The sequence below is a fragment of the Enterobacter wuhouensis genome (assembly GCF_004331265.1).
GTDB lineage: Bacteria > Pseudomonadota > Gammaproteobacteria > Enterobacterales > Enterobacteriaceae > Enterobacter > Enterobacter wuhouensis.
Genome location: NZ_SJOO01000021.1, coordinates 1 through 24,518, shown reverse-complemented (window position 1 = coordinate 24,518; position 24,518 = coordinate 1). Strand labels below are relative to the sequence as shown.

Genomic DNA, 24,518 nt, shown 5'->3' with positions numbered 1-24,518 from the left:
TAAAAGTTGCAAAAAAATGACTGACTGCTGTATTCCCCAGCAAAACCCCGCCTTATACCCTTTTACGCACAGACTTATCCACAATTCACTCCCTATCCACCGACCAGGACAGCGAACAAAGGGGTAAAATCAACTATACTAGCGGCAAATTTTTCCCCTGCAGGCTACCCCCATGGTCACACAACGTCTCACCCGAGACTGGCGCATTCCTACAGCAGGACTGTTAGTACTGGCGATCCTCCTTGCCGGGTTTACGCTTCATGCACACTGGGGCGCCTTTATTCAGTGGTGCCTCGCCGCGCAGATCGCCTTGCACCGCTATCTGGTAATGTACCTGCTGCAGCTGAATAACCATCAGTACAGCGGCGGTCTATGGCTATTAACCGGGTCTTTCCTTTATGGCGTACTTCACGCCATCGGTCCGGGGCATGGAAAATTCATTGTCACCACCTATCTCAGCACGAATAAAGAGAGTGACGTTGCCGCACGCGTCGTGCCTTTTGTTGGCAGCCTGATGCAGGGCGTCAGCGCGATCCTCTTTGTCTTTATTCTGGCCGTTGGCCTGAACCTCGCATCAGGGGATATCAGCACCAGCCGCTGGTATGTAGAGAAAATCAGTGCCGTGCTGATTGGCACCTTCGGTGCGTTTATCATTTACCAGACGCTGAAGGGCCTGAAGCCGAAAAGAATGTCTATCCGTTCACTCTCTCCGTTGCATCAGCATGACGAGCAGTGCGGCTGCGGGCATCATGGCGTTGGGGCAGACCTGACCAGAGGCGACTGGAAAACCCGCCTGGGAATCATCCTGGCAATTGGTGCGCGCCCCTGCAGCGGCGCAATTATGATTCTGATGTTCTCGAATGCGCTGGGTATTGTCACATGGGGTATGGCGGCGGTGATGACTATGTCGGTAGGTACGGCTCTTTCTATTATGGGCTTATCATTGGCGGTGCGTTATGCACGCGAGCGGACGGTGTCTTACTTTAATGGCGACGCCTCCCTTAGCTGGCTGGTTCCGGCCTTCAGAATTGCCGGTGGGATTGTGCTAATCCTTTTTGCAACCGTCCTGTTCCTGACGGTGATCCCCATTAGCGCCAACGGTGACTACATCGCCGCCGGATGCTAATAAAAGAAAACCCGCCAGAGGCGGGTTTTTTGTTACTCGTTAATCCGTGGATGTTGATCGACCAGACGAGTGCGTTTTTTCTGCAGCTCTTCTATCTCTGCGTCAATATCCTCAATCTTCTGCTCTACGTTATCGTAGTGCTCGCGGAGGATCTCTTTCGCTTCCTGGATATCCGATGCCGCAGGCGTCGCCCCTTTCAGAGGACGGTTCGCCGTTTCCTTCATGGTCAGGCCGGTTGCCAGGCCAATAACAGCAATAACCATCAGATAGTAAGCCGGCATCATCAGGTTCTGCGTACTTTCCACCAGAGAGGCGGCAAGGGTCGGCGTCAGGCCGGCAATCAGCACGGAGATATTGAACGCCGCCGCCAGAGCACTGTATCGAATGTGCGTCGGGAACATCGCAGGTAATGTAGACGCCATCACCCCGATAAAGCAGTTCAGGATCACCGCCAGCATCAGCAGGCCGGCGAAAATCAGCCCCAGCACATTACTGTTGATCAGAATAAAGGCCGGGATCGCCAGTGCAAACAGCGCCACGCTGCCCAGGATGATGAACGGTCGACGACCGAAGCGGTCGCTCAACAGGCCCATAATCGGCTGCACAAACAGCATACCCACCATGATGGCGATAATGATCAGTACACCGTGATCTTCCGAGTAGTGCAGGTTATGCGACAGATAGCTCGGCATGTAGGTCAGCAGCATGTAGTAGGTCACGTTGGTGGAAATCACCAGACCGATACAGGTCAGCAGGCTGCGCCAGTGTTTAGTCGCAATCTCTTTGAAGGAGACTTTCGGGCCGTCCTGCAGCCCTTCACGATCGCCCTGCTCAAGCTTTTCAACGTGCTGCTGGAATGCAGGCGTCTCTTCCAGCGCATGGCGCAGGTAAAGGCCAATGATGCCCAGCGGAAGCGCGATAAAGAACGGGATACGCCAGCCCCAGTCGAGGAAGTTCTCTTCACCGACGACGGTTGAAATTAGAACGACAACGCCCGCGCCCATCACAAACCCGGCAATGGAGCCGAAGTCCAGCCAGCTTCCCATGAAGCCGCGCTTACGGTCAGGGGAGTACTCCGCTACGAAGATCGACGCACCGGTATATTCTCCGCCAACGGAAAAGCCCTGAGCCATCTTACAAAGCAACAGTAATATCGGAGCCCAAATGCCGATGGTGGCATAGGACGGTATCAGGCCGATACAGAATGTACTGATCGACATAATAACAATAGTAATAGCGAGTATTTTCTGGCGCCCGTATTTGTCACCGAGCATACCAAAGAACAGGCCACCCAACGGGCGGATCAGGAAGGGAACAGAGAAAGTCCCTAGCGCCGCAATCATCTGCAGGCTGGGATCGGCACCGGGGAAGAACACTTTACCTAATGCGTAGGCTACAAAGCCGTAGACACCAAAATCGAACCATTCCATCGCATTACCGAGCGAGGCGGCGGTGATCGCTTTGCGCAGTTTTGCGTCATCGATAATAGTGACGTCGCGAAGCGTGATGGGTTTAACCTTTTTCCTTCTAAGCATAGCTTTCCTCGTAGACTCAGCCCTGTCCATTTCACAGTCCCGTTCGCGATCTGTGAACCTGGGATTCGCTCCATGCGAATCACCTTATTCAAGCGTAGCAGGTTTACTTACATTGACGTTTTACATCGATACAACCGAACCTGTTGACGCCTGTGTGGGCAGTTAATGACCTTTTTACCCTACCAGCGTTTATATTTGTGATCAACTTCACACATATCTTTATCGTTGTTCAACTGACGTCAGTCTGTGTCAATTATCGTGAATGAGCACTTCCTTAACCCCCTTCTAAAGAATATTTTCACGCAGGTAATTATCCCCTGAGCAACAAATAATCAGTCACATTTCTTCACATCAGATTTACATAAACATTAATTATCCAGAGCCCATTCTTTTGTTTACATTAAATATGTGATCGAGATAACTAAAACACTGTTTTATTTTCATTGAATCATAATTCCAATGATCGCATGATAAATCCGAATACAACATCCTGATGTGCTTTCAGATGGAGATTGTAGAACGCACAAATTTAATTTCGCTGCATGGATAACGAATTAGCTGTAACCAATTTCAGTTAATCATTTGAATTTATTGATTTATTTTTTAACACCCTCCGCCAGTTACGCGGAGCGCGATGTGAGGGTTAAACATGAAAATTAAAGCCACAATAGAACGCATCCCTGGAGGGATGATGCTGGTCCCGCTGGTGCTGGGCGCGATCCTGAATACACTCGCACCGAACACCGGCGCATATTTTGGTGGTTTTACAAAAGGGATGATCGCTGGAACCGTACCCATCCTGGCAGTATGGTTCTTCTGTATCGGAGCATCTATTAATTTACGCGCTACGGGTACGGTATTACGTAAATCCGGGACGTTAGTGATTACCAAAATTGCCGTAGCATGGATAGTGGCAATGATCTGTGCAACGTTCATTCCGGAGAATGGCATTCAGACCGGATTTTTCGCCGGGTTATCCGTTCTGGCAATCGTCTCTGCAATGGACATGACCAACGGCGGTCTGTACGCCAGCCTGATGAACCAGTACGGCACCAAAGAAGAATCCGGCGCGTTCGTGCTGATGTCGCTGGAATCCGGCCCGCTGATGACGATGCTTATTCTGGGCTCTGCGGGTCTGGCATCCTTTGAACCGCATCACTTTGTCGGCGCGATCTTGCCATTCCTGATCGGTTTTGCGCTGGGTAACCTGGACCACGACCTGCGTGATTTCTTCAGCAAAGCGACGCCGGTGCTGATTCCGTTCTTCGGCTTCGCGCTGGGTAACACCATCAATCTGAACGTGATCCTCGATACCGGTCTGCTGGGCATCGTGCTGGGCGTGGCGGTCATCATCATCACCGGCATTCCACTGATTATTGCCGACCGTGTGATTGGGGGAGGAAACGGCACCGCGGGCGTGGCGGCCTCATCAGCCGCAGGCGCTGCTGTCGCAAACCCGGTGATTATTGCCCAAATTAACCCGGCCTTCGAACCGGTCGCCGCTTCTGCGACAGCACTGGTTGCCGCCAGCGTCATTGTTACCGCGATTCTGGTCCCCATCATCACGGCGCTGTATGCGAAACGCTACGGAGTTGTACCCGAGCAGAAATTAGAACAGAAAGCGGTAGAACTTCATCATTAATGCACCGCACCAAACCATCCCTCTCTCCTGTGGGGAGAGGGGTTCAACCAAAAATCTCTTCCACCATCCCATCCACGAGGCGTTTCGCCGAACAGAGCCGCGGCATCCCTAGTGCGACAGTCTGCCAGTTCTGCGTCACCGACCAGCTCACCGGATGTTTATCTGCCTGACACCAGTCGCCCAACCACCCCAGCATCTCTTTATGATCCATTAATCCGATTGCCGCAGGCGTCGTCAGCCATTGATGATAAAAATGTCGGGTCGAAGGAGAAGCATTAATCCCCTGCGCAAGGTAGTTCGCCGCCATGCTGCGTAGATTATCCTTCAGCATTGCCGCGACGTCGTCATTCGCCAGACGGCATGCATCTCCAAATGCCCCCCAGCGCAGCTCTTCCAGCGCAATATAGCAGCGACCGGCCAGCGACCAGCCGTCGTAGTTTCCGGCTCGCCAGCGGGTAAAAATCTGTTCGCTATGCTCGCCTGCCTGCACCGTCAGCCCACGCTGGCTAAGTGCCTTTTCTTTATAGGCGGCGCGTTGGTTGAAATGAGATGAGAGTTCGTCGTACTGCTGCATCAGACCCGGTGGCTGTGCAACTCGCAGACTCGATTGCTGGCGCAGCGCAATCAGTTTGTCCGCCATGCGGGTGAGCGCAAGATGTCCGGGGTCAAGCATACCGGCCAGCTTTTCTGCCAGCCCGAGACGCAGGGCCGCATTTTCGTTGAGCATTCCCGCCATTGCCCAGGGCCGAAGCCGGGTGTGCGTCATGATCTCCTGAGTCAAACGCTCACGAAACTGCAGCTGCTGCTGCCCCAGGTGGGAATGACGCGCAGCGTCCACCCCCTGCACCAGATCGACCATAAATTTAGGATGAATACACTCCAGCGTCCGCCCGGGACCGTCCAGTAGCTGTGTTGTCATGGTTGCTCTGCCGCGAATAGAGTTTGAATATCATCGCGTAACAGTCGGGTATCTTCCTGAATCCACGTCGCAGTCGTAAGGCTTTGCTTCAGCAGCTGGCTGAGCGCTCGTGTCGAATGCTCATTTTGCTGACGCACCGCGAGGCTATCACGCAAGCTTTCCTGTAACCCGGTCAGGCACAACGAAAATTCCGCAAAGAACGTTGCCATACCCGCCGTAACAGAGACATCGACCTGCGCGGCCAAAGCTTTACGAATTTGTTCGCAAAACTGATCGATATGCTGTTTAAATTTCTCATGCAGCTGCGCAATATCAATGACGTATCGCGTGCGCGTCACCACATAATCTTCCCAGCCCCAGCCTGGATTATTCAGCCATCGCGACACCGTTTCACGCATGCTGCCCGCGCCGGACACCTGTCCCGCAGGGCGGTTAACCTGCGCAATCGCACCGTTGAATAATCCTCGCGTATTGATGTTCAGCTGGTTTGTCTGAAATGACGGAAAGCTAATCCGCGCCCGGAAACCGGCATGGCTGAGCTGCTCTTTGATGCGCGTTTCGATGGGCCGCATCGCCTCATTCAGCGAACGGGCCAGCGTCGATTCCAGCTGATCGAAACGCAACGCCAGCTCCCGACCGATCTTGCTCTGCACGTCCAGCATGATCAGCTCGCAGGACGAGCGGATTTTATTCAGCGCGATCTGGGCCTGCCCCTCATCCTCCAGCACCAGCTGGTGCATTTCATCTGGCTCACCGCCGCGTAAACTCAGTGGCTCAAGGCCGCCCACATCCAGAATGTTCTTCCTGCTAAAGATATGCCCAATCGCCTGGCGGAGCGCGTTTCGCTGCAAAGCCATAAAATCATCTGTCGCACTAAGCGCCTGCTCGACTTCATGCTTCACTTCATCGCTGACCACGCGCTGGCGGGTTTGCAGCAGGGTCATATCCTCTTCGAGACGGGCAATATTGAGTTCCAGCGCCTCAAACGCCACCGTCAGTCCCTGATGACGAAAATCGAGATACTCCCGGGCGTTTTGCGCATAGTTAAGTAACTTATGCGACGCCGAACGCAGAGCAAACAAAGACGCGTTGGCATAAGCCGCATAAATCAGCTTGCGGATCGGCTGCTCAAACAGCGAATCCTCCCACAGCAGGTCGGCGGCGTGACGGATATGGTCGATATCGTCTAAATCCGCCGTACGCCAGCGTCGCCCAAGCGCGGCTTCGGCAAAATCCTGCACCCAGCGCTGCTCCTTGTGATCCGGTAACCGACCGTTAGCGGACATTTCGTAGCGCGCGCGGTTCGCCAGATAGGCCCACATCGACGAAACGGGATAAATCTGGCCTGGGGAAATGTTTCCCTTCATTAATGTGCCGGAAATCATCGCCCTGACCTGCTCTTCGTCGTCGCTGTTGCGGTCTTTCTGGTCGAACTTATTCACCAGCGCATAGAGAGGCACCGATTTACCCGCCGCAGAAATCGCCTGCCGAACCTCTTCATCGGAAATGGACTTGAGCTGGGTGTAATCCATCACTGCCAGCACCGCCGACGCTCGCGCCAGCTGTTCGCTGAGCATTTTTTGCAGATGCGGCTGCCCGGCTTCGTTTGGCCCCGGCGTATCAAGTAACGTTAACTGTCCCGGATGAGCGTCCAGGCCCGCGAGGTGGACAAATTCCACCTCTATGACCGGGATGTGTTCGATCGACGCATATTCGGCGAACGGGAAATCGACGCCCAGCGCAAGAGACAGTCGAACCAGATCGTTGAGGCTTTTCAAACAGTGGAAAATGGGCTGCGCGCCCAAATAATGTTTTTCAAAGGCTTCCGCTTTTTCGATTCGCTCAAGCAGCGTAATCATGTCTTTATCAATTTCCAGACGCTGGGCCAGTTTTCCCCGGTCGTAATCGCAAAGCTTTTGCTGTAACTGCGTAATCAAACCATCAATTGGGGAGACATGAGAGAAATGCAGCACCGGCTCTTTCTGGCCCGGGGTGTGGCGAATCAACGTGGGAAGCGCCGTCATAGGACGATTGCGATTAGGCAGCACTTCGGTGCCCACAATCGCATTAATCGTGGTCGATTTTCCCGCTTTCATCGTGCCGACAATTGCTAATACCATCTCCAGGCGGGTTATTTTGCGTAATTCATTATTCAGCATCGCCTGCTGTGCCTCGACACCGCGCGCGCTAAAGTGCAAAGGCAAGACGTTGTTTGTTTGACCCGTAATGGCCGTCGCGGCGCTATCCAGCATCGCAATTGGCATTGATTTCAACGTATCAAGATTCTGCAATGCGAGCTGTAACAAACGCTCGGCTTCCTGGCTTAATTCAAAAATGGTTTGTGTGTGCATGATAAAAGACTTTCCTTAACGCAAATTTATTACTTTTATTAAGCCACCTGATTTTATTATGTTGTTTTGGCTTATATGATCACGTGTGGAAAACATGTTCACTAAAATATAACTGATTGATGATAATCAGAAATATATTGCTATCCTTGTATGGCAAGCAAAACGCTTCTTCTGGTCAAAAACCAAAAAGATAAAAAGCGTAGCCCAGTTTTAGGAAATTTCAGGATATATCGTCATTATTTACCCACCTAAAAAGGGAGGTAATTCGCTCCCCGCCATACGAGGTGTATTGCGGTGAAGGCCGAAGATAATAACAACGTGATGCTTAACCTTATCCGAAATGAAGGAGCGTAGCAATTTGATGCAATAAAATATTCGATATATTTAGCATCATTGCTTCCTGATGAGTTAATGGAACAAGCATCGCTTAAATGACTGACAGAAAGTGTCACTCGCGACACACTTTCAACACTTTTTTATTAAACAATATCACCGACAACATTGTGGATTTGCGCTATACTTGCCGCCTTTTTCGGCACTCTGCCGTCATTTTGCTGGCACTTTCCAGCGTGTTAAGCACTTTTTTGAGGATACCCTTATGCAACTCCCACACTGCCCGAAATGCAATTCTGAATACACCTATGAAGATAATGGCATGTTCATCTGCCCGGAATGTGCTCACGAATGGAATGACGCAGAGCCGTCGCAGGACAGCGATGCGCTGGTTGTGAAAGATGCGAACGGTAATCTGCTGGCCGACGGCGACAGCGTCACCGTCGTTAAGGATCTGAAAGTCAAAGGCAGCTCTTCGATGCTGAAGATTGGCACCAAAGTGAAGAATATTCGCCTGGTTGAAGGCGATCATAATATCGACTGCAAAATTGACGGCTTCGGTCCAATGAAGCTGAAATCTGAGTTCGTGAAAAAGAACTGATTTATCCGCCCGGTGGCGCTTCGCTTACCGGGCCTACAATAACTAAACTTAATGGGCTTCTCTTACCTGAGGTAATGATTATGCCGTTAAGTCCCTACATCTCTTTCGCCGGTAACTGCGCAGAGGCCACGGCCTTCTATCAGCAGGCCGTCGGCGCAGAACTCCTCTACAAAATCACCTTCGGCGAAATGCCAAAAGACGAAAACAGTGAAGAAGGCTGTCCGTCAGGCATGAACTTCCCGGATTCCGCTATCGCCCACTCTAACGTCCGCATCGCGGGCAGCGACATCATGATGAGTGACGGTCTGCCGCCGGGCAGCAGCGTGCAGTACGCGGGCTTTACGCTAGTGCTCGACACGCAGGATGTGTCGGAAGGCAAGCGCTGGTTCGACAGTCTTGCCGATGGCGGGAATATCGAAATGGCCTGGCAGGAGACCTTCTGGGCGCACGGCTTCGGTAAGGTCACCGATAAATACGGCGTGCCGTGGATGATTAACGTTGTTAAATCGTAGGCCGGATAAGCGCAGCGCATCCGGCAACAGCGCCCGGTGGCGCTGCGCTGACCGGGCTTACGGTGATTGTCATCAAACTCCCCTCAACTCTTCAAACTCCCGCAACCTGCACTTAACCCAAATGTCATATTGATGCGCCAGCATGAGGCCACATTTATCGTGAGGCCCAGCACATGCAAACCGTCATCCGCGTCGAGAAACTGAGCAAGACCTTTCACCACAATAAGGCTCTGCACGCCGTTGATCTGACCGTCCAGCAGGGCGACATGGTGGCGCTGCTCGGGCCGTCCGGCTCGGGTAAATCCACCCTCCTGCGTCATTTAAGCGGCCTCATTACCTGCGATAAAACGCCGGAAAGCCACGTCGAACTGCTGGGCAATACCGTGCAGCGTGCGGGGCGTCTCGCCAGCGATATCCGCAAGAGCCGCGCCCAGACGGGCTACATCTTCCAGCAGTTCAACCTGGTGAACCGCCTGACGGTGCTGGAGAACGTGCTGATTGGTGCGCTCGGCAGCACTCCGTTCTGGCGCACCTGCCTGCGCTGGTTCTCCCCTTCCCAGAAGCAGGAAGCCTTACGGGCGCTGACCCGCGTCGGCATGGCGCATTTCGCCCACCAGCGCGTCTCCACCCTGTCCGGTGGACAACAGCAGCGCGTCGCCATCGCCCGCGCGCTGATGCAGAAAGCAAAAATCATTCTTGCCGATGAACCCATCGCCTCGCTGGACCCGGAGTCCGCCCGCATCGTGATGGAAACCCTGCGCGACATTAACCAGAACGACGGCATCACCGTGGTGGTGACGCTGCACCAGGTGGATTACGCCCTGCGCTACTGCGAGCGTATCGTGGCCCTGCGTCAGGGCCACGTGTTCTTTGACGGCGCGAGCCATCAGTTTGATAACGAACGTTTTGACCATCTCTACCGCAGCGTAAACCGCGTCGAAGAGCGCGCCCAGGCTGCATAACGTCCCCATAACGAGGAATGGACATGAGCTATAAAACGGTTGCCGCGCTGGCCTTCACCAGCATGTTCAGCATCAGCACTCTGCTTAGCCCGGCCCACGCCGAGGAGCAGGAAAAAGCGCTGAACTTTGGCATCATTTCGACGGAATCACAGCAGAACCTGAAGCCCCAGTGGGAACCGTTCCTGAAAGATATAGAAACCAAACTGGGGATCAAAGTGAACGCCTTCTTCGCGCCGGACTACGCGGGCATCATCCAGGGGATGCGCTTTAACAAAGTGGACATCGCCTGGTACGGCAACCTCTCCGCCATGGAAGCGGTGGACCGCGCGAACGGCCAGGTCTTTGCCCAGACCGTTGCCGCAGACGGCTCCCCGGGCTACTGGAGCGTGCTGATCGTCAACAAAGACAGCCCGATCAACAACCTCAACGACCTGCTCGCCAAACGCAAAGATCTGACGTTTGGCAACGGTGACCCGAATTCCACCTCTGGCTTCCTCGTCCCTGGCTATTACGTCTTCGCCAAAAACAACGCCTCCGCCAGCGATTTCAAACGCACGGTGAACGCCAGCCACGAGACCAACGCGCTGGCCGTCGCCAACAGGCAGGTGGACGTAGCCACCAACAACACCGAAAACCTCGACAAGCTGAAGACCTCCGCGCCGGACAAGCTGAAGGAAATCAAGGTCATCTGGAAATCGCCTCTGATCCCGGGCGACCCGATCGTGTGGCGTAAAAACCTGTCTGAAAGCACCAAGGAGAAGGTATACGACTTCTTTATGACCTATGGCAAAACGCCGGAAGAGAAAGCGGTCCTGGCGCGTCTGGGCTGGGCACCGTTCCGCGCCTCCAGCGACCTGCAGCTGGTCCCGATTCGCCAGCTGGCGCTGTTCAAGCAGATGCAGGGCGTGAAGGACAACAAAGGGCTGAAGGACGAAGAGAAGACCAGCAAAGTCTCTGAAATTCAGGCCCAGCTGGACGATCTCGACCGCCTGACCGCCGCGCTCGGTGCAATGACCAGCGTGAATAAAGCGGTGCAGTAACTTAAGTCCCCTCTCCCTTGAGGGAGAGGGTTAGGGTGAGGGGGAAAAGCGCACGCTGATGCCCTCACCCCGGCCCTCTCCCACAGGGAGAGGGAGAACAGATTAAGGAGCCAACATGCAAACCATCACCCTCCCGCCGCCGAAGCGCAGCTGGTTCTCGCTCATCAGCTGGGCCATCCTGCTAGCGGTGCTGGTTATCTCCTGGAAGGGCGCGGAAATGGATCCGCTGCTGCTCTTCAAAGACGCTGGCAACATGGCGACCTTCGCCGCCGACTTCTTCCCGCCGGACTTCAGCCAGTGGCAGGACTACCTCGGCGAAATGGCGATCACCCTGCAAATCGCCGTCTGGGGCACCGCCCTTGCCGTCGTTCTCTCCATTCCATTTGGCCTGATGAGCGCCGAAAATATCGTACCGTGGTGGGTTTATCAGCCGATGCGTCGCCTGATGGACGCCTGTCGCGCCATCAATGAAATGGTGTTCGCCATGCTGTTCGTGGTCGCCGTCGGCCTGGGCCCGTTTGCCGGCGTGATGGCGCTGTTCATCCACACCACCGGCGTGCTTTCCAAGCTGCTCTCCGAAGCGGTCGAAGCCATCGAGCCCGGCCCGGTGGAAGGCATTCGCGCGACGGGTGCCAACAAAATCGAAGAGATCCTTTACGGCGTACTGCCGCAGGTAATGCCGCTGCTGATCTCCTACTCCCTGTACCGCTTTGAGTCCAACGTCCGCTCCGCCACCGTGGTCGGCATGGTGGGCGCAGGCGGAATTGGCGTCACCCTGTGGGAAGCGATTCGCGGTTTCCAGTTCCAGCAGACCTGCGCCCTGATGGTGCTCATCATCGTCACCGTCAGCCTGCTGGATTTCCTCTCTCAACGTTTGCGTAAGCACTTCATCTGAGAAGCGAGGCTTTGTTTTCTATGCACTTATCCAGACATCCGACCAGTTATCCCACCCGCTGGCAGGAGATTGCGGCAAAGCTCGAAGTGGAGCTGCGCACGCACTACCGCTGCGGGGACTACCTGCCCGCCGAACAGCAGCTTGCCGACCGCTACGAGGTGAACCGACATACCCTGCGCCGCGCCATTGACCAGCTGGTCGAGCGCGGCTGGGTCCAGCGCCGTCAGGGCGTGGGCGTGCTGGTGCTGATGCGCCCGTTCGACTACCCGCTCAACGCCCAGGCGCGCTTCAGCCAGAACCTGCTGGATCAGGGCAGCCACCCGACCAGCGAAAAGCTGCTCTCGGTATTGCGCCCGGCCTCCAGCCACGTGGCGGACGCGCTGGGGATTCAGGAGGGCGATAACGTCATTCACCTGCGCACCCTGCGCCGCGTTAACGGTGTGGCGGTGTGCCAGATAGATCACTACTTCGCGGACCTCGCCCTCTGGCCTGCGCTGCAAAACTTTAGCAGCGGCTCGCTGCACGACTTTCTTCAGGATGCGACAGGCATTGCCCTCAAGCGCACCCAGACGCGCATCAGCGCCCGTCGCGCGCAGGCGAAAGAGAGCAAGGTGCTCGAAATCCCCAACATGGCCCCGCTGCTCTGCGTACGCACCCTCAACCACCGTGACGGCGAGATCAACGCGACGGAATACTCCGTCAGCCTGACCCGCGCCGACATGATCGAATTCACCATGGAGCACTGAATGCACTTCGACACCTCCACCCGACAGCGCTGGATGTGCGTGCTGGCCCACAGCCAGCCTGCCGCGCTCTCTGCCCGCATGAGCGCCCTGAGTCTGGCACCCGATTACGACACCCTCCGCCCCCCGGAGATCGGCCTCGTTCAGATCCAGGCGCGCATGGGCGGCACCGGCGAGCGCTTCTTCGCCGGAGACGCCACCCTCACCCGCGCGGCGATCCGTCTGAACAGCGGCACGCTGGGCTACAGCTACGTGCTGGGGCGCGACAAAGCGCACGCCGAGCGCTGCGCGGTGATCGACGCGCTTTTACAGGAACAACCCTATTTCCAGACGTTAATGGAAACCCTTATTGCCCCGCTGGAAGCCGACCGCGCCGCGCGCATTGCCGCACGTCAGGCCGAAGTGAACGCCAGCCGGGTCGACTTCTTTACGCTCGTTCGCGGAGACAACGCATGACGCTTCAACCTGCTTTTACCCTGGCCGTCCAGGATGCCCAACACAGTTTTCGCCGCCTGCTGAAAGCGATGAGCGAGCCGGGCGTGATCGTCTCGCTGCACCAGCTCTCCCAGGGCTGGCTGCCGCTGAACCTGGCGACCACCAGCGTGCTGCTGACCCTTGCCGACAACGACACCCCGGTGTGGCTTTCAGGCGCGCTGTCGAACGATATCGCCAGCCAGAACCTGCGTTTTCACACCAGCGCCCCGCTGGTCGATCAGCCCCAGCAGGCGGTTTTTGCCGTGGCCGACGAGCAAATCAGCCATGAACAGCTCAACGCCCTGAGCGAAGGCAGCGCCGTCGCCCCGGAGACCAGCGCCACGCTGATCCTGCAGGTTTCCAGCCTGAGCGGCGGCCGCATGCTGCGCCTCACCGGAGCAGGCATCGCCGACGAGCGCATGGTCGCGCCGCAGCTGCCGGAGTGCATCATTCACGAGCTGACCGAACGCCCGCACCCGTTCCCGCTGGGCATTGACCTGATCCTGACCTGCGGCGAACGCCTGCTGGCAATCCCGCGGACCACCCACGTGGAGGTGTGCTGATGTACGTTGCCGTCAAAGGGGGCGAGAAGGCCATCGCCGCCGCCCATGCGCTACAGGCGCACAGACGACGGGGCGATGAACAGCTTCCCGAGCTGAGCGTCGCCCAGATCGAGCAGCAGCTAAACCTCGCCGTCGACCGCGTGATGACCGAGGGCGGTATCGCCGACCGCGAGCTGGCGGCGCTGGCCCTGAAGCAGGCCAGCGGCGATAACGTCGAAGCCATCTTCCTGCTGCGCGCCTACCGCACCACGCTTGCCAAACTGGCGGTGAGCGAGCCGCTGAACACGGCACAGATGCGCCTGGAGCGCCGCATTTCTGCCGTTTATAAAGACATTCCCGGCGGCCAACTGCTTGGCCCGACCTACGACTACACCCATCGCCTGCTGGATTTTACCCTGCTGGCGAACGGCGACGCGCCGCAGCTCAGCACCTCCGACGCCGAACAGGAAGCGTCTCCGCACGTCTTCAGCCTGCTGGCAAGACAGGGCCTGGCGAAGGCGGAGGAAGATTCTGGCGCGCAGCCGGATGACATCACCCGCAGGCCGCCGGTTTACCCGTGCTCGCGTTCGTCCCGCCTGCAGCAGCTGATGCGCGGCGACGAAGGCTACCTGCTGGCGCTGGCGTACTCCACCCAGCGCGGCTACGGGCGCAACCACCCGTTTGCAGCCGACATTCGCAGCGGCTACATCGACGTCGAAATCGTGCCGGAAGAGCTGGGTTTTGCCGTAAACGTCGGCGAACTGCTGATGACCGAGTGCGAAATGGTGAACGGATTTGTCGCGCCCGAAAATGAAGACCCGCACTTTACCCGCGGCTACGGGCTGGTGTTCGGCCTCGGCGAGCGCAAGGCCATGGCAATGGCGCTGGTCGACCGCGCCCTGCAGGCACCGGACTACGGCGAGCACGTTGCAGGCCCGGCGCAGGACGAAGAGTTCGTGCTGGCCCACGCGGATAACGTTGAGGCCGCCGGCTTTGTCTCGCACCTCAAGCTGCCGCACTACGTCGATTTCCAGGCCGAACTGGAACTGCTGAAACGCCTGCAACGGGAGCGCGCCAATGGCTAAATTAAGCGGCTACAACTTTGCCTATCTGGATGAGCAAACCAAACGCATGATCCGCCGCGCGATACTTAAAGCGGTGGCTATTCCGGGCTATCAGGTGCCGTTCGGCGGCCGCGAAATGCCGATGCCCTACGGCTGGGGCACGGGCGGTATTCAGATCACCGCCAGCGTGATCGGCGAGGCGGACGTGCTGAAGGTCATCGACCAGGGCGCAGACGACACCACCAACGCCGTGTCGATCCGCAGCTTCTTCCAGCGCGTCACCGGCGTCACCACCACCGAAAAAACCGAAGACGCGACGCTGATCCAGACCCGTCACCGCATCCCCGAAACCCCGCTGGCTGAAGATCAGATTTTGATTTTCCAGGTGCCGATCCCGGAGCCGCTGCGCTTTATCGAGCCACGCGAAACGGAAACCCGCACCATGCACGCGCTGGAAGAGTACGGGGTGATGCAGGTGAAGCTGTATGAGGATATCGCCCGCTTCGGCCATATCGCCACCACCTACGCCTACCCGGTGAAGGTCAACGGGCGTTACGTCATGGACCCGTCGCCGATCCCGAAATTCGATAACCCGAAGATGGACATGATGCCCGCCCTGCAGCTGTTCGGCGCCGGGCGCGAGAAACGCATCTACGCCGTCCCGCCTTACACCCGCGTGGAAAGTCTCGATTTCGACGATCACCCGTTTACGGTGCAGGAGTGGGACGAGCCGTGCGCCATCTGCGGATCCCAACACAGCTATCTGGACGAAGTGGTGCTGGACGACACGGGCAAACGGATGTTTGTCTGCTCCGACACCGATTACTGCCGCCAACAGAGCGAGGCGAACGGCCAATGAAACCGCTGCTTTCGGTTAATCACCTGACCCACCTTTATGCGCCGGGCAAAGGCTTTAGCGACGTGTCGTTCGAGCTGTGGCCGGGCGAGGTGCTGGGGATCGTCGGCGAGTCCGGCTCCGGCAAAACCACCCTGCTGAAGTCCATCTCCGCGCGCCTGACGCCGCAACACGGCGACATTTTGTATGAAGGCAAATCTCTGTACGGAATGAGCGAGGCCGAGCGCCGCCGCCTGCTGCGCACCGAGTGGGGCGTGGTGCATCAGCACCCGATGGACGGCCTGCGCCGTCAGGTCTCCGCCGGGGGCAACATCGGCGAACGCCTGATGGCCACCGGCGCGCGCCACTACGGCAACATCCGCGCCACCGCCCGGCACTGGCTGGAAGAGGTGGAAATCCCCGCCTCGCGCATCGATGACCTGCCGACAACCTTCTCCGGTGGGATGCAGCAGCGCCTGCAGATTGCCCGCAACCTGGTCACCCATCCGAAGCTGGTGTTTATGGACGAACCCACCGGCGGGCTGGACGTCTCCGTGCAGGCGCGCCTGCTCGACCTGCTGCGCGGCCTGGTGGTTGAGCTGAACCTTGCGGTGGTAATTGTCACCCACGATTTAGGCGTTGCGCGCCTGCTGGCGGACCGTCTGCTGGTGATGAAGCAAGGCCAGGTGGTGGAAAGTGGGCTCACCGACCGGGTGCTCGACGATCCGCATCATCCGTACACCCAGCTGCTGGTGTCGTCCGTGTTGCAGAACTGAGGGCGCCACCCCGGCAAAACGAACGCAGTACCTTGTAGGCCGGGTAAGGCGAAGCCGCCACCCGGCAAAACGAATCGCGAGGCCAACATGATCCACGTACAAAACGTAAGTAAAACCTTCGTGCTCCACCAGCAAAACGGCGTGCGCCTGCCGGTGCTGCAAAACGCCTCGTTAGAGGTCAAGAGCGGCGAATGCGTGGTGCTGCACGGCCACTCCGGCAGCGGAAAATCCACCCTGCTGCGCTCCCTGTACGCCAACTACCTCCCGGACGAAGGCCATATCCGCATTCGCCACAACGATGAGTGGATCGATCTGGTGCAGGCCCCCGCGCGTAAAGTGCTGGAAGTGCGCCGCACGACGATCGGCTGGGTGAGCCAGTTTCTGCGGGTGATCCCGCGGATCTCCGCCCTGGACGTGGTGATGCAGCCGCTGCTGGATCTCGGCGTGCCGCGCGAAGCCTGCGCCGCCAAAGCCGCTAGCCTGCTGACGCGCCTCAACGTGCCCGAGCGCCTGTGGCACCTCGCCCCGTCGACCTTTTCCGGCGGCGAGCAGCAGCGCGTCAATATCGCCCGCGGGTTTATCGTCGACTACCCGATTCTGCTGCTGGATGAACCCACCGCCTCGCTCGACGATAAAAACAGCGCCGCCGTGGTGGCGCTGATCGAACAGGCCAAAGCGCGCGGGGCGGCGATCGTCGGGATCTTCCACGACGAAACCGTTCGCAGCCGCGTCGCAGACAGACTGCACCCAATGGGGAACAACGCATGATTATCAATAACGTCAGGCTGGTGCTGGAAAACGAGGTCGTCGACGGCTCGGTTGAAGTCCATGAAGGCGTTATTCGCGCCTTTGCCGAAACCCAGAGCCGCTCACCGGAGGCGATGGACGGCGAAGGCGGCTGGCTGCTGCCAGGGCTGATTGAGCTGCATACCGACAATCTGGACAAATTTTTCACCCCGCGTCCGAAGGTGGACTGGCCCGCCCATTCGGCGATGAGCAGCCACGACGCGCTGATGGTCGCCAGCGGCATCACCACCGTGCTGGACGCGGTGGCGATTGGCGACGTGCGCGACGGCGGCGACCGCCTGGAGAATCTGGAGAAGATGATCAATGCGGTAGAAGATACGCAAAAGCGCGGCCTCAACCGCGCCGAGCACCGTCTGCACCTGCGCTGCGAGCTGCCTCACCACACTACCCTGCCGCTGTTTGAAAAACTGGTCGGGCGCGAGCCGGTCTCGCTGGTCTCCCTGATGGACCACTCGCCGGGGCAGCGCCAGTTCGCCAACATGGAAAAGTATCGCGAATACTATCAGGGCAAATATTCTCTCAACGATGCGGAGATGGCCCGTTACGAAGAAGAGCAGCTGGCACTGGCGGCACAGTGGTCGCAGCCGAACCGTCTCTCCATTGCCGCGATGTGCCGGGACCGCAACATCGCGCTGGCCAGCCATGACGACGCCACGCACGATCACGTGCGCGAATCGCACCTGCTTGGCAGCGTGATCGCCGAATTTCCCACCACGTTTGAAGCAGCGGAAGCCTCCCGCAGGCACGGCATGAACGTGCTGATGGGCGCGCCGAACATCGTGCGCGGCGGCTCGCACTCCGGCAACGTGGCGGCAAGCAGGCTCGCCTCGCTCGGCCTGCTGGATATTCTCTCGTCCGACTACTACCCCGCCAGCCTGCTGGATGCGGCGTTCCGGGTGGCGGACGACGAAGGCAACAGCTTCACGCTGCCGCAGGCGATTCGCCTGGTGACGAAAAACCCGGCCACCGCGCTCAATCTTCACGATCGCGGGGAAATCGCCGAAGGTAAACGCGCGGATCTGGTGCTGGCCCACCGCAAGGGCGAACACGTTCATATCGACCACGTCTGGCGTCAGGGAAAAAGGGTGTTCTGATGGGAAGACTCATCTGGTTAATGGGGCCGTCCGGCTCCGGGAAAGACAGCCTGCTGTCGGCGCTGCGGCAGCAGGAACACGCGCGGCTGTTGGTCGCGCACAGGTACATCACCCGCGCGGCTAATGCGGGAAGCGAAAACCATATCGCCCTGAGCGAGCAGGAGTTTTTTACCCGCGCCGGGCAAAACCTGCTGGCGCTGAGCTGGCACGCCAACGGCTTTTACTATGGCGTGGGCATTGAAATCGACCTCTGGCTGCACGCGGGTTTTGACGTGCTGGTCAACGGCTCGCGCGCGCATCTGCCGCAGGCAAAAGCCCGGTATGAAGCGGCGCTGCTGCCGGTCTGTTTAGAGGTGTCGCCGGATGTTCTGCGCAGCCGCCTGCAAAGCCGCGGGCGCGAATCGGCTCTTGAGATAGACCAGCGCCTGGAGCGTGCGGCGCGCTACACCCCGTCGGGCTGTCACGTCCTCAATAACGACGGAAGTTTGCTACAGTCAGTCGAGACCTTTTTAACGCTGATCCGCCAAAAGGAGAAACAGCATGCCTGACTGCCAGCTTCGCCCCGCCACCGCCGACGATGCCCAGATGGTTTACGCCCTCATCTGCGAGCTTAAGCAGTGTGAATTCGATCATCAGGCGTTTCATGCGGGCTATCTTGCCAACCTGCAGGACCACAACATGCGCTACCAGCTCGCCGAGCTTGACGGACAGGTCATCGGCATGATCGGTCTGCACATGCAGTTTCACCTGCATCATGCCCGCTGGATCGGCGAGATCCAGGAGCTGGTGGTGATGCCGCAGGCGCGTGGGCTAAAGGTGGGGAGCCAGCTGCTGGCCTGGGCAGAGGACGTTGCGCGGCAGGCTGGCGCTGAACTCACTGAACTTTCCACCAGCGTGAAGCGCGCCGACGCGCACCGTTTTTACGTTCGTGAAGGATACACGCAGAGCCATTTTCGATTCACCAAACCGCTGTAGAGGTGCGTTATGAGTCTGACAATCACGTTAACGGGAACGGGAGGGGCACAGCTGGTGCCGGTCTTTGGCTGCGACTGCGCGGCCTGCCGACGGGCGCGCCTGCAGGACAGCTTTCGCCGTCGCCCCTGCAGCGCGGTGGTCAAATTCAACGACGCGGTAACGCTGCTGGACGCGGGCATTCCGCACCTGATGGACGACTGGCCGGCGGGCAGCTTCCAGCAGTTTTTGCTCACGCACTATCATATGGATCACGTTCAGGGGCTGTTCCCCCTGCGCTGGGGCGTGGGCGCGACGATTCCGGTTTACGGTCCGCCGGACGAAGCGGGATGCGACGACCTGTTTAAGCACCCGGGGATTCTGGATTTCAGCCACACGGTCGAACCGTTTGTGATGTTTGAGCTTCAGGGGCTGCGGGTCACGCCGCTGCCCCTCAACCATTCGAAACTGACCTTCGGGTATCTGCTGGAATCGGCCCATAGCCGCGTGGCGTGGCTTTCCGATACCGCCGGGCTGCCGGAGAAAACAGTGAAGTTCCTGCTCAATAACCAGCCGCAGGCGATGATTATCGACTGCAGCCACGAACCGCGCGATGAGACGCCGCGAAACCATTGCGACCTAAATACCGTGATTGCGCTGAACGATGTCATTGGCTGCCCGCAGGTTATCCTGACGCACGTCAGCCATCAGTTTGACGTGTGGATGATGAATAACCCGCTGCCGCAGGGGATTGAGGCGGGTTATGACGGGATGGTATTAGTGCTGGATTAGGTTTTTTCCCTCTCCCGTGGGAGAGGGTTGGGGTGAGGGCAACAGGCCACACTTAACCTCGATCGTAATCGTCTTCTAACCGGCGCTCATCCTCTTCTAACCGACGCCTATCGTCATCCAATTGGCGCTGACGCTCGTCTAATCGCTGGCGTCTGTCCTCAAGCTGTCGACGACGATCGTCGTACTGACGGCTGTCGATCTGGCGGCTGCGATCGTAACGATCGTCATCATCATTACGGCTGCTGCTGGGGTTATAGGCGTCGTTGATCGCCTGCTGAATGTTGCCAATAGCATCATCAACAATATCGGCATGAGCCAGCTGGCTGGTGAGTGACAGCAGACCAAATAACAGAACGGTAGAGTAACGTTTCATAAAGCCAGTCTCGCAGGTTGACTGGCTTTACGGTAATGAACGGGTGGCAGGAGAGGTAGCGGAGGAATCTCAAATTCTGTTGTGAACAACCCTCATCAGGCTTCAGGCATTTCCATTGAGCGGATCGCAAAAAAGTCCTGTGAGATACCCGCTCCTTTGTCCACCGTCTGCAGGTCGTGTACAAACCATGCGTACATTTCTGGCGGTGCGGTATCCAGGGGTAATGGCCGGGGTTTACCGAGGTTTGCCGCGTGGAAGTATTCCAGAAAACGCTTCGCACGCCGCAGCGCGGGTCCATATACGCTCGGAACGATATCCCTGCGTTTGTCCATGGGGTCCTGTTCCATACTGTTTCGCATCCTGATGGCGGCATCCTTCACGTCATCAAGCCAGCCCCAGTTTTGCTGCAATACGGCCAGTTCATTTGCATACTGCCCGGCGGTCTCTTTCGCCTCCTGCGTGATGCCTGCAAATCCCGCAGATGCGCCAGCAGAGGCCAGCACATCGCCGCGCTGTTTTTCATATCTCATGCATTCCGTTCGGTACTGATAGTACTGGCGACCCAGCCAGTCGATATAGCTGTCCAGATGACGGTTCTGGCATGCGGTGCTTAATGAAGTAAAGGGCAGCGCGCTCTGGTACGCCTCTGCCCACTCCAGGACGGACTGGTTTTTAACGTTGTCCTGGACGATGAAATAGCTGGCTACGGTTTCGGAGTAAGATTTCAGACTTAGGAAATCAGGGAAAGGCACGCCCGCCATGGTCGCCTCACGGTACATCCTGTGGAGCGCCACGCGACAAAGCTCCGCACTGGGCTTCTGTTCATCCGGTTTCAGGCCCCCGCCGATATCCTCCGCGCATCCGGGATAGAGTTCTTCCTTGTGCGCCGGGTTATTGCCGGTGCGGTACAGGCAGCGCCAGACGCGGGTTTCATGGGCGGCAACCAGATGCAGGCTTTTCTTTACCGACTCAGGCAAGGGGGTATCCTGGTCGATGGACTTGTCTCCCAGCAACACGCTAATCCCTTTTATCGGCCCGCCAAACGCAGAGATAAAGTAATCCACGCCGTTGTTGTTGCTGGCCGACGTGCGTCGCGAGCAGTCAAACAGGCCGGTAAAGACGATATCGACGGGTATGCCCTGGTAGGTGTATTTATCCCCCTCTTTCTTACAGATATCTTTCAGCAGACTGTCCAGGAATTTACGTGCCAGGGTAGCGCCGAGGTCAAAACCGAAAAGGGAGACAGAAATGAGTTTGACGGGGACCGGGCTGGCTGATTTTGCCCTCTCATAAAATCGCTCAAAGCGCATTTTCGCCGAGGCGATACGTGTATCAACGCCTGTTACCAGCATATCTGCGACAGCAGGGTTATCACGAATCCAGGGGGTAGCTTCGATGCTGGCTTTTTTAAGTGCATTCGTGGCTATATTTTTCCCCAGCTTTCTCCACTCTGCGGGTTTAAGCAGCTTTGCACCTTCATTTTTCAGGATCTCATACCAGTTTCCACCTTTCAATAATTCTCCGCCTGCTTCCTTCGCCATTTCAGCGGGCTGAGATTTGAGATCATCCTGCACATTACTTCTGGTACCATCTATTAATGCAGTGAGTTTGGTAGAAAGATCGTCGCTAAAGGGTGTGCCAAGGCCTGATATGTAGAATTTTGAAAAACAGTCTTTACTCGAATTTTGTAGCTCATCAGGAAAAGCTCTGAACAGACGAGCAATATTACTGAGTCGTTGCTCTGGCGCATCCTGTTCAATATTCCTGTGAATACCATCGAAAAAGAAACCCACATGCCAGATGCGTGAACAATTGTGTATGCCGTAATCTTCAGCCTGCTGTGCCCGGTTTGCTGCAGAAATGAGGCTTTCTATATCCATTAGTTATTGTCCATTGTATTTAAGTGTGCCGCTTCTGGCCGTTTTTCATAAGGCGACCATGCGTTATCACTCCATCCCAAAAGGACTTTATCGCCCGGGAGAAAATGAACGTGTAAATCATTTTCGCCCTGCTTCCGTACTGGCATAGGCATTTCTGTGCGACGAGTTTCGAGACGCATACCTTTAAGATATTGTTCATGAGTAATATCCAGCGTCCAGATTATTTCAGCCTTATCCCCGCTAATATTCCCACAGCAGGTTGCCCCTCCTCCCCCTTGCGCAAAGGCATTCGCCCCCGCCACGCCATTCACGCTAAACCCCAGAATGGGCCTGTCAATTTCACTGTGAATAATCAGCGTCACCGGCCCTGACGGCGGTCCCCAGACCGCAGCCCATACCGACCAGCCAAGATAAATCACCACCGGCAGTATCAGTGCTCCCCAGAGCCACTTTCCCCAGCGGGCATAACCGCGACTCACGGCGCTGTCTATTTTTTGATATTTACCGAACCATCCCATTATTTTGTTTCCCTGTTATTAGCATTCTCCTGATGCGTTTCATAAGGCGACCATGCGTTATCACTCCATCCCAACAGGACTTTATCGCCCGGCAGAAAATGAACGTGTAAATCATTTTCGCCCTGCTTCCGTACTGGCATAGGCATTTCTGTGCGACGAGTTTCTTTACGAAGTCCGGCGTTGTATTGATCTCGCGTCGTACTTAGAGTCCATATTATCTCGGCAGTATCACCGCTAATACTGCCGCAGCAGGTGGCTTTACCCCCGCCATGCGCAAAGGCATTCGCCCCCGCCACGCCATTTACGCTAAACCCCAGGATAGGTCTGTCAATTTCACTGTGAATAATCAGCGTTACCGGCCCTGACGGTGGTCCCCAGACCGCAGCCCACACCGACCAGCCAAGATAAACCACCACCGGCAGTATCAGTGCACCCCAAATCCATTTCCCCCAGCGGGCATAACCCCGGTTAACCGCACCATCTATTTTTTTATACACGCTGAAAAATCCCATGATGCATTTTCATCCCTGATGTTGAACGTTATTTCTTATGGCTTGCTCCAGCGAGACTTTCCCCTGAGCCACATTTTCCAATGCAGATTGCATATTCTCTGACGCCAGAATTTTTTTACCACCATTGAGATAAAAAAGGGCATACAGCTTTTGCTCTGTGCCCGCTTTCATTTTCGCCTCGCAGGCTTTGTTCAGCGCTTTTTTGACCATATCTCTTTGTACACACGGAGCAAAATGCTGGCTGGAGGGCAATTTTTGCCAGGCGGTTAATACGCTGGTGACAACCGGTTCATCCGAGATGTATTGCCATTCTTCTTTATTCAGCCGTATGGCGCTGTCTCTCGCATTTATCACCAGTGAAGGTGGAATATTTACAGGATGCCATCCATTTTTTTCAGGTGCCCACCACTGTGAAACACCTCTGAATAACATACTGTGCCATTCCCGGTCGTTATGGCTTGCCAGCAAACTCATCACATCCCGCGTATAAAAACGCACTAAAGCCGCTGCTCCATCGGGCGAAATAAGTGTGCATGCCGCAGAAAGCTGAACGGCTAATGCCTCTCCTGTGCGTGAAGAGCCGATAACAGCGGTTAAACCCGGCATGGAATCAATATAATGCTGTAGCGTCTCCGTATTTTTTAATGCGAGCAGCCAGGGACCATAGTTTCTGAACTCAGCAAGCTGCGGATGGAGATACAGCGAATACAGAGCCGATACATGTTCGTTATAAAAAGCCTGAAAAGCTTCCGGTGTTTGCGCACCGCCTTCCAGCATCAGAAAGATATGAGTGTGAGTGGATTCAGATAGCGCCTGCATCATATTTGCGACATCCATTGACTACGCTCCCTGAACCATAGCGCCGTTAGCTTTGATGGCATTGAGGAGACACTCAATGCATATTGTGCTATTAAGCGGTGGATATTGACCCGGAAGAAGCGGAATGTTTAACGGCATTGTGGCTGGTCCGGCTTTCATGGTCCTCTTAGTCCGGCGCATATACGTCGCCGTCGTGCCGTACTCGACTTTTCCCGCCTCCAGCCGCAGGTAGCTCCCCCCGCCGATAAGCGTGATGCGCTTTTTCCCCGCAAACGAGATGTCGCTCGCCGAGCTTATCGTCAGCTTCTTCTCCGCAAACAGCCTCATATTGCCGTTCTGCGCCTGCACCTCCACCGGGCCCTCGCTGGCCTTCAGGCTCAGCTGGCCGGTCCGCGCAAACAGCCCGAGCTTTTCTCCTGCGT

General features: G+C 56.6%; 27 protein-coding genes. 18 read left to right on the top strand and 9 right to left on the bottom strand.

Annotated elements, in window-relative coordinates:
- Positions 1 to 172 precede the first annotated feature (172 nt).
- A complete protein-coding gene (locus E0L20_RS23235; protein ID WP_131635952.1) occupies positions 173 to 1,126 on the top strand; it encodes a nickel/cobalt transporter in 954 nt (317 codons plus the stop codon).
- Between the two features lie 32 nt (positions 1,127 to 1,158).
- Here E0L20_RS23235 and proP read toward each other — a convergent pair whose 3' ends face one another.
- Entirely contained in the window at positions 1,159 to 2,661 is a 1,503-nt protein-coding gene (gene proP, locus E0L20_RS23230) for a glycine betaine/L-proline transporter ProP (protein WP_131635951.1), read from the bottom strand.
- A gap of 649 nt (positions 2,662 to 3,310) precedes the next feature.
- Between proP and kdgT the strand changes: the two genes are divergently transcribed.
- Entirely contained in the window at positions 3,311 to 4,303 is a 993-nt protein-coding gene (gene kdgT / locus E0L20_RS23225; RefSeq protein WP_131635950.1) for a 2-keto-3-deoxygluconate transporter, read from the top strand.
- 43 nt (positions 4,304 to 4,346) lie between these two features.
- Here the strand turns inward: kdgT and E0L20_RS23220 are convergent, their stop codons facing one another.
- Together E0L20_RS23220 and crfC are read right to left on the bottom strand one after the other, a co-directional pair.
- Complete coding sequence (locus E0L20_RS23220; RefSeq protein ID WP_131635949.1) at positions 4,347 to 5,222, bottom strand: diguanylate cyclase regulator RdcB family protein; 876 nt, start codon at positions 5,220 to 5,222, stop codon at positions 4,347 to 4,349.
- A complete protein-coding gene (gene crfC / locus E0L20_RS23215) occupies positions 5,219 to 7,573 on the bottom strand; it encodes a clamp-binding protein CrfC (RefSeq protein ID WP_131635948.1) in 2,355 nt (784 codons plus the stop codon). The genes E0L20_RS23220 and crfC overlap by 4 nt, the downstream gene beginning before the upstream one ends.
- A 598-nt stretch (positions 7,574 to 8,171) precedes the next feature.
- Between crfC and E0L20_RS23210 the strand changes: the two genes are divergently transcribed.
- The 16 genes from E0L20_RS23210 to phnP all read left to right on the top strand — a co-directional run bounded on the left by E0L20_RS23210 (position 8,172) and on the right by phnP (position 19,994).
- Complete coding sequence (locus E0L20_RS23210) at positions 8,172 to 8,507, top strand: zinc ribbon domain-containing protein YjdM (RefSeq protein ID WP_131635947.1); 336 nt, start codon at positions 8,172 to 8,174, stop codon at positions 8,505 to 8,507.
- An 80-nt stretch (positions 8,508 to 8,587) separates the two neighbouring features.
- Positions 8,588 to 9,019, top strand: a complete 432-nt coding sequence (gene yjdN, locus E0L20_RS23205; RefSeq protein WP_131635946.1) for a VOC family metalloprotein YjdN — start codon at positions 8,588 to 8,590, stop codon at positions 9,017 to 9,019.
- A 173-nt stretch (positions 9,020 to 9,192) separates the two neighbouring features.
- Complete coding sequence (gene phnC / locus E0L20_RS23200) at positions 9,193 to 9,981, top strand: phosphonate ABC transporter ATP-binding protein (protein WP_131635945.1); 789 nt, start codon at positions 9,193 to 9,195, stop codon at positions 9,979 to 9,981.
- A 23-nt stretch (positions 9,982 to 10,004) separates the two neighbouring features.
- Complete coding sequence (gene phnD, locus E0L20_RS23195; RefSeq protein ID WP_131635944.1) at positions 10,005 to 11,021, top strand: phosphonate ABC transporter substrate-binding protein; 1,017 nt, start codon at positions 10,005 to 10,007, stop codon at positions 11,019 to 11,021.
- 115 nt (positions 11,022 to 11,136) lie between these two features.
- Positions 11,137 to 11,916 (top strand): phosphonate ABC transporter, permease protein PhnE, encoded by a 780-nt coding sequence (phnE, locus tag E0L20_RS23190; protein ID WP_131635943.1) that lies wholly within the window; start codon positions 11,137 to 11,139, stop codon positions 11,914 to 11,916.
- 20 nt (positions 11,917 to 11,936) lie between these two features.
- The gene (gene phnF, locus E0L20_RS23185) at positions 11,937 to 12,662 is read left to right on the top strand and encodes a phosphonate metabolism transcriptional regulator PhnF (RefSeq protein WP_131635942.1); all 726 of its coding nucleotides are present in this window, start codon (positions 11,937 to 11,939) and stop codon (positions 12,660 to 12,662) included.
- Positions 12,663 to 13,115, top strand: a complete 453-nt coding sequence (gene phnG, locus E0L20_RS23180) for a phosphonate C-P lyase system protein PhnG (RefSeq protein WP_131635941.1) — start codon at positions 12,663 to 12,665, stop codon at positions 13,113 to 13,115.
- A complete protein-coding gene (gene phnH / locus E0L20_RS23175) occupies positions 13,112 to 13,696 on the top strand; it encodes a phosphonate C-P lyase system protein PhnH (protein ID WP_032662532.1) in 585 nt (194 codons plus the stop codon). The genes phnG and phnH overlap by 4 nt, the downstream gene beginning before the upstream one ends.
- On the top strand, positions 13,696 to 14,760 hold the full coding sequence (locus tag E0L20_RS23170) for a carbon-phosphorus lyase complex subunit (protein ID WP_131635940.1): 1,065 nt from the start codon (positions 13,696 to 13,698) through the stop codon (positions 14,758 to 14,760). The genes phnH and E0L20_RS23170 overlap by 1 nt, the downstream gene beginning before the upstream one ends.
- Positions 14,753 to 15,598 carry an alpha-D-ribose 1-methylphosphonate 5-phosphate C-P-lyase PhnJ gene (locus E0L20_RS23165; protein WP_131635939.1) on the top strand — a complete coding sequence of 282 codons (846 nt, stop codon included), beginning with the start codon at positions 14,753 to 14,755 and terminating at the stop codon, positions 15,596 to 15,598. Before E0L20_RS23170 ends, E0L20_RS23165 begins: the two co-directional genes overlap by 8 nt.
- On the top strand, positions 15,595 to 16,350 hold the full coding sequence (gene phnK / locus E0L20_RS23160; RefSeq protein WP_131635938.1) for a phosphonate C-P lyase system protein PhnK: 756 nt from the start codon (positions 15,595 to 15,597) through the stop codon (positions 16,348 to 16,350). The genes E0L20_RS23165 and phnK overlap by 4 nt, the downstream gene beginning before the upstream one ends.
- A gap of 87 nt (positions 16,351 to 16,437) precedes the next feature.
- Positions 16,438 to 17,118, top strand: a complete 681-nt coding sequence (phnL, locus tag E0L20_RS23155; protein ID WP_131635937.1) for a phosphonate C-P lyase system protein PhnL — start codon at positions 16,438 to 16,440, stop codon at positions 17,116 to 17,118.
- A complete protein-coding gene (gene phnM, locus E0L20_RS23150) occupies positions 17,115 to 18,251 on the top strand; it encodes an alpha-D-ribose 1-methylphosphonate 5-triphosphate diphosphatase (RefSeq protein ID WP_131635936.1) in 1,137 nt (378 codons plus the stop codon). The genes phnL and phnM overlap by 4 nt, the downstream gene beginning before the upstream one ends.
- Complete coding sequence (phnN, locus tag E0L20_RS23145) at positions 18,248 to 18,799, top strand: ribose 1,5-bisphosphokinase (RefSeq protein ID WP_131635935.1); 552 nt, start codon at positions 18,248 to 18,250, stop codon at positions 18,797 to 18,799. Before phnM ends, phnN begins: the two co-directional genes overlap by 4 nt.
- Positions 18,792 to 19,226, top strand: a complete 435-nt coding sequence (gene phnO, locus E0L20_RS23140) for an aminoalkylphosphonate N-acetyltransferase (protein WP_131635934.1) — start codon at positions 18,792 to 18,794, stop codon at positions 19,224 to 19,226. Before phnN ends, phnO begins: the two co-directional genes overlap by 8 nt.
- A gap of 9 nt (positions 19,227 to 19,235) precedes the next feature.
- The gene (phnP, locus tag E0L20_RS23135; protein ID WP_131635933.1) at positions 19,236 to 19,994 is read left to right on the top strand and encodes a phosphonate metabolism protein PhnP; all 759 of its coding nucleotides are present in this window, start codon (positions 19,236 to 19,238) and stop codon (positions 19,992 to 19,994) included.
- Positions 19,995 to 20,046: 52 nt separating this feature from the next.
- On the opposite strand, the gene yjdP is transcribed toward phnP, so the two are convergent.
- The 6 genes from yjdP to E0L20_RS23105 form a co-directional block, all read right to left on the bottom strand.
- Positions 20,047 to 20,367, bottom strand: coding sequence for a DDRRRQL repeat protein YjdP (yjdP, locus tag E0L20_RS23130; RefSeq protein WP_131635932.1), 321 nt, complete (start codon positions 20,365 to 20,367; stop codon positions 20,047 to 20,049).
- A gap of 95 nt (positions 20,368 to 20,462) precedes the next feature.
- On the bottom strand, positions 20,463 to 22,247 hold the full coding sequence (locus tag E0L20_RS23125) for a DUF2235 domain-containing protein (RefSeq protein ID WP_131635931.1): 1,785 nt from the start codon (positions 22,245 to 22,247) through the stop codon (positions 20,463 to 20,465).
- Positions 22,247 to 22,765 carry a DUF3304 domain-containing protein gene (locus E0L20_RS23120; protein ID WP_131635930.1) on the bottom strand — a complete coding sequence of 173 codons (519 nt, stop codon included), beginning with the start codon at positions 22,763 to 22,765 and terminating at the stop codon, positions 22,247 to 22,249. The genes E0L20_RS23125 and E0L20_RS23120 overlap by 1 nt, the downstream gene beginning before the upstream one ends.
- On the bottom strand, positions 22,765 to 23,277 hold the full coding sequence (locus E0L20_RS23115; protein ID WP_131635929.1) for a DUF3304 domain-containing protein: 513 nt from the start codon (positions 23,275 to 23,277) through the stop codon (positions 22,765 to 22,767). The genes E0L20_RS23120 and E0L20_RS23115 overlap by 1 nt, the downstream gene beginning before the upstream one ends.
- 9 nt (positions 23,278 to 23,286) lie before the next feature.
- Positions 23,287 to 24,114, bottom strand: coding sequence for a DUF4123 domain-containing protein (locus tag E0L20_RS23110; RefSeq protein WP_131635928.1), 828 nt, complete (start codon positions 24,112 to 24,114; stop codon positions 23,287 to 23,289).
- Between the two features lie 3 nt (positions 24,115 to 24,117).
- Positions 24,118 to 24,518, bottom strand: a 401-nt coding sequence (locus E0L20_RS23105) for a DUF2345 domain-containing protein (protein ID WP_131635927.1), incomplete at its 5' end; no start/stop codon positions are given.

Bases quoted from the DNA above. Each gene is read 5' to 3' on its own strand.
- phnD (WP_131635944.1), top strand. From the start codon at position 10,005: ATGAGCTATAAAACGGTTGCCGCGCTGGCCTTCACCAGCATGTTCAGC.
- yjdN (WP_131635946.1), top strand. From the start codon at position 8,588: ATGCCGTTAAGTCCCTACATCTCTTTCGCCGGTAACTGCGCAGAGGCC.
- kdgT (WP_131635950.1), top strand. From the start codon at position 3,311: ATGAAAATTAAAGCCACAATAGAACGCATCCCTGGAGGGATGATGCTG.
- E0L20_RS23235 (WP_131635952.1), top strand. From the start codon at position 173: ATGGTCACACAACGTCTCACCCGAGACTGGCGCATTCCTACAGCAGGA.
- E0L20_RS23125 (WP_131635931.1), bottom strand. From the start codon at position 22,247: ATGGATATAGAAAGCCTCATTTCTGCAGCAAACCGGGCACAGCAGGCT.
- E0L20_RS23170 (WP_131635940.1), top strand. From the start codon at position 13,696: ATGTACGTTGCCGTCAAAGGGGGCGAGAAGGCCATCGCCGCCGCCCAT.
- phnC (WP_131635945.1), top strand. From the start codon at position 9,193: ATGCAAACCGTCATCCGCGTCGAGAAACTGAGCAAGACCTTTCACCAC.
- phnE (WP_131635943.1), top strand. From the start codon at position 11,137: ATGCAAACCATCACCCTCCCGCCGCCGAAGCGCAGCTGGTTCTCGCTC.
- phnF (WP_131635942.1), top strand. From the start codon at position 11,937: ATGCACTTATCCAGACATCCGACCAGTTATCCCACCCGCTGGCAGGAG.
- phnP (WP_131635933.1), top strand. From the start codon at position 19,236: ATGAGTCTGACAATCACGTTAACGGGAACGGGAGGGGCACAGCTGGTG.
- yjdP (WP_131635932.1), bottom strand. From the start codon at position 20,367: ATGAAACGTTACTCTACCGTTCTGTTATTTGGTCTGCTGTCACTCACC.
- E0L20_RS23210 (WP_131635947.1), top strand. From the start codon at position 8,172: ATGCAACTCCCACACTGCCCGAAATGCAATTCTGAATACACCTATGAA.
- E0L20_RS23220 (WP_131635949.1), bottom strand. From the start codon at position 5,222: ATGACAACACAGCTACTGGACGGTCCCGGGCGGACGCTGGAGTGTATT.
- E0L20_RS23165 (WP_131635939.1), top strand. From the start codon at position 14,753: ATGGCTAAATTAAGCGGCTACAACTTTGCCTATCTGGATGAGCAAACC.
- E0L20_RS23115 (WP_131635929.1), bottom strand. From the start codon at position 23,277: ATGGGATTTTTCAGCGTGTATAAAAAAATAGATGGTGCGGTTAACCGG.
- phnL (WP_131635937.1), top strand. From the start codon at position 16,438: ATGATCCACGTACAAAACGTAAGTAAAACCTTCGTGCTCCACCAGCAA.
- phnH (WP_032662532.1), top strand. From the start codon at position 13,112: ATGACGCTTCAACCTGCTTTTACCCTGGCCGTCCAGGATGCCCAACAC.
- phnK (WP_131635938.1), top strand. From the start codon at position 15,595: ATGAAACCGCTGCTTTCGGTTAATCACCTGACCCACCTTTATGCGCCG.
- phnG (WP_131635941.1), top strand. From the start codon at position 12,663: ATGCACTTCGACACCTCCACCCGACAGCGCTGGATGTGCGTGCTGGCC.
- phnM (WP_131635936.1), top strand. From the start codon at position 17,115: ATGATTATCAATAACGTCAGGCTGGTGCTGGAAAACGAGGTCGTCGAC.
- crfC (WP_131635948.1), bottom strand. From the start codon at position 7,573: ATGCACACACAAACCATTTTTGAATTAAGCCAGGAAGCCGAGCGTTTG.
- proP (WP_131635951.1), bottom strand. From the start codon at position 2,661: ATGCTTAGAAGGAAAAAGGTTAAACCCATCACGCTTCGCGACGTCACT.
- phnO (WP_131635934.1), top strand. From the start codon at position 18,792: ATGCCTGACTGCCAGCTTCGCCCCGCCACCGCCGACGATGCCCAGATG.
- E0L20_RS23120 (WP_131635930.1), bottom strand. From the start codon at position 22,765: ATGGGATGGTTCGGTAAATATCAAAAAATAGACAGCGCCGTGAGTCGC.
- E0L20_RS23110 (WP_131635928.1), bottom strand. From the start codon at position 24,114: ATGGATGTCGCAAATATGATGCAGGCGCTATCTGAATCCACTCACACT.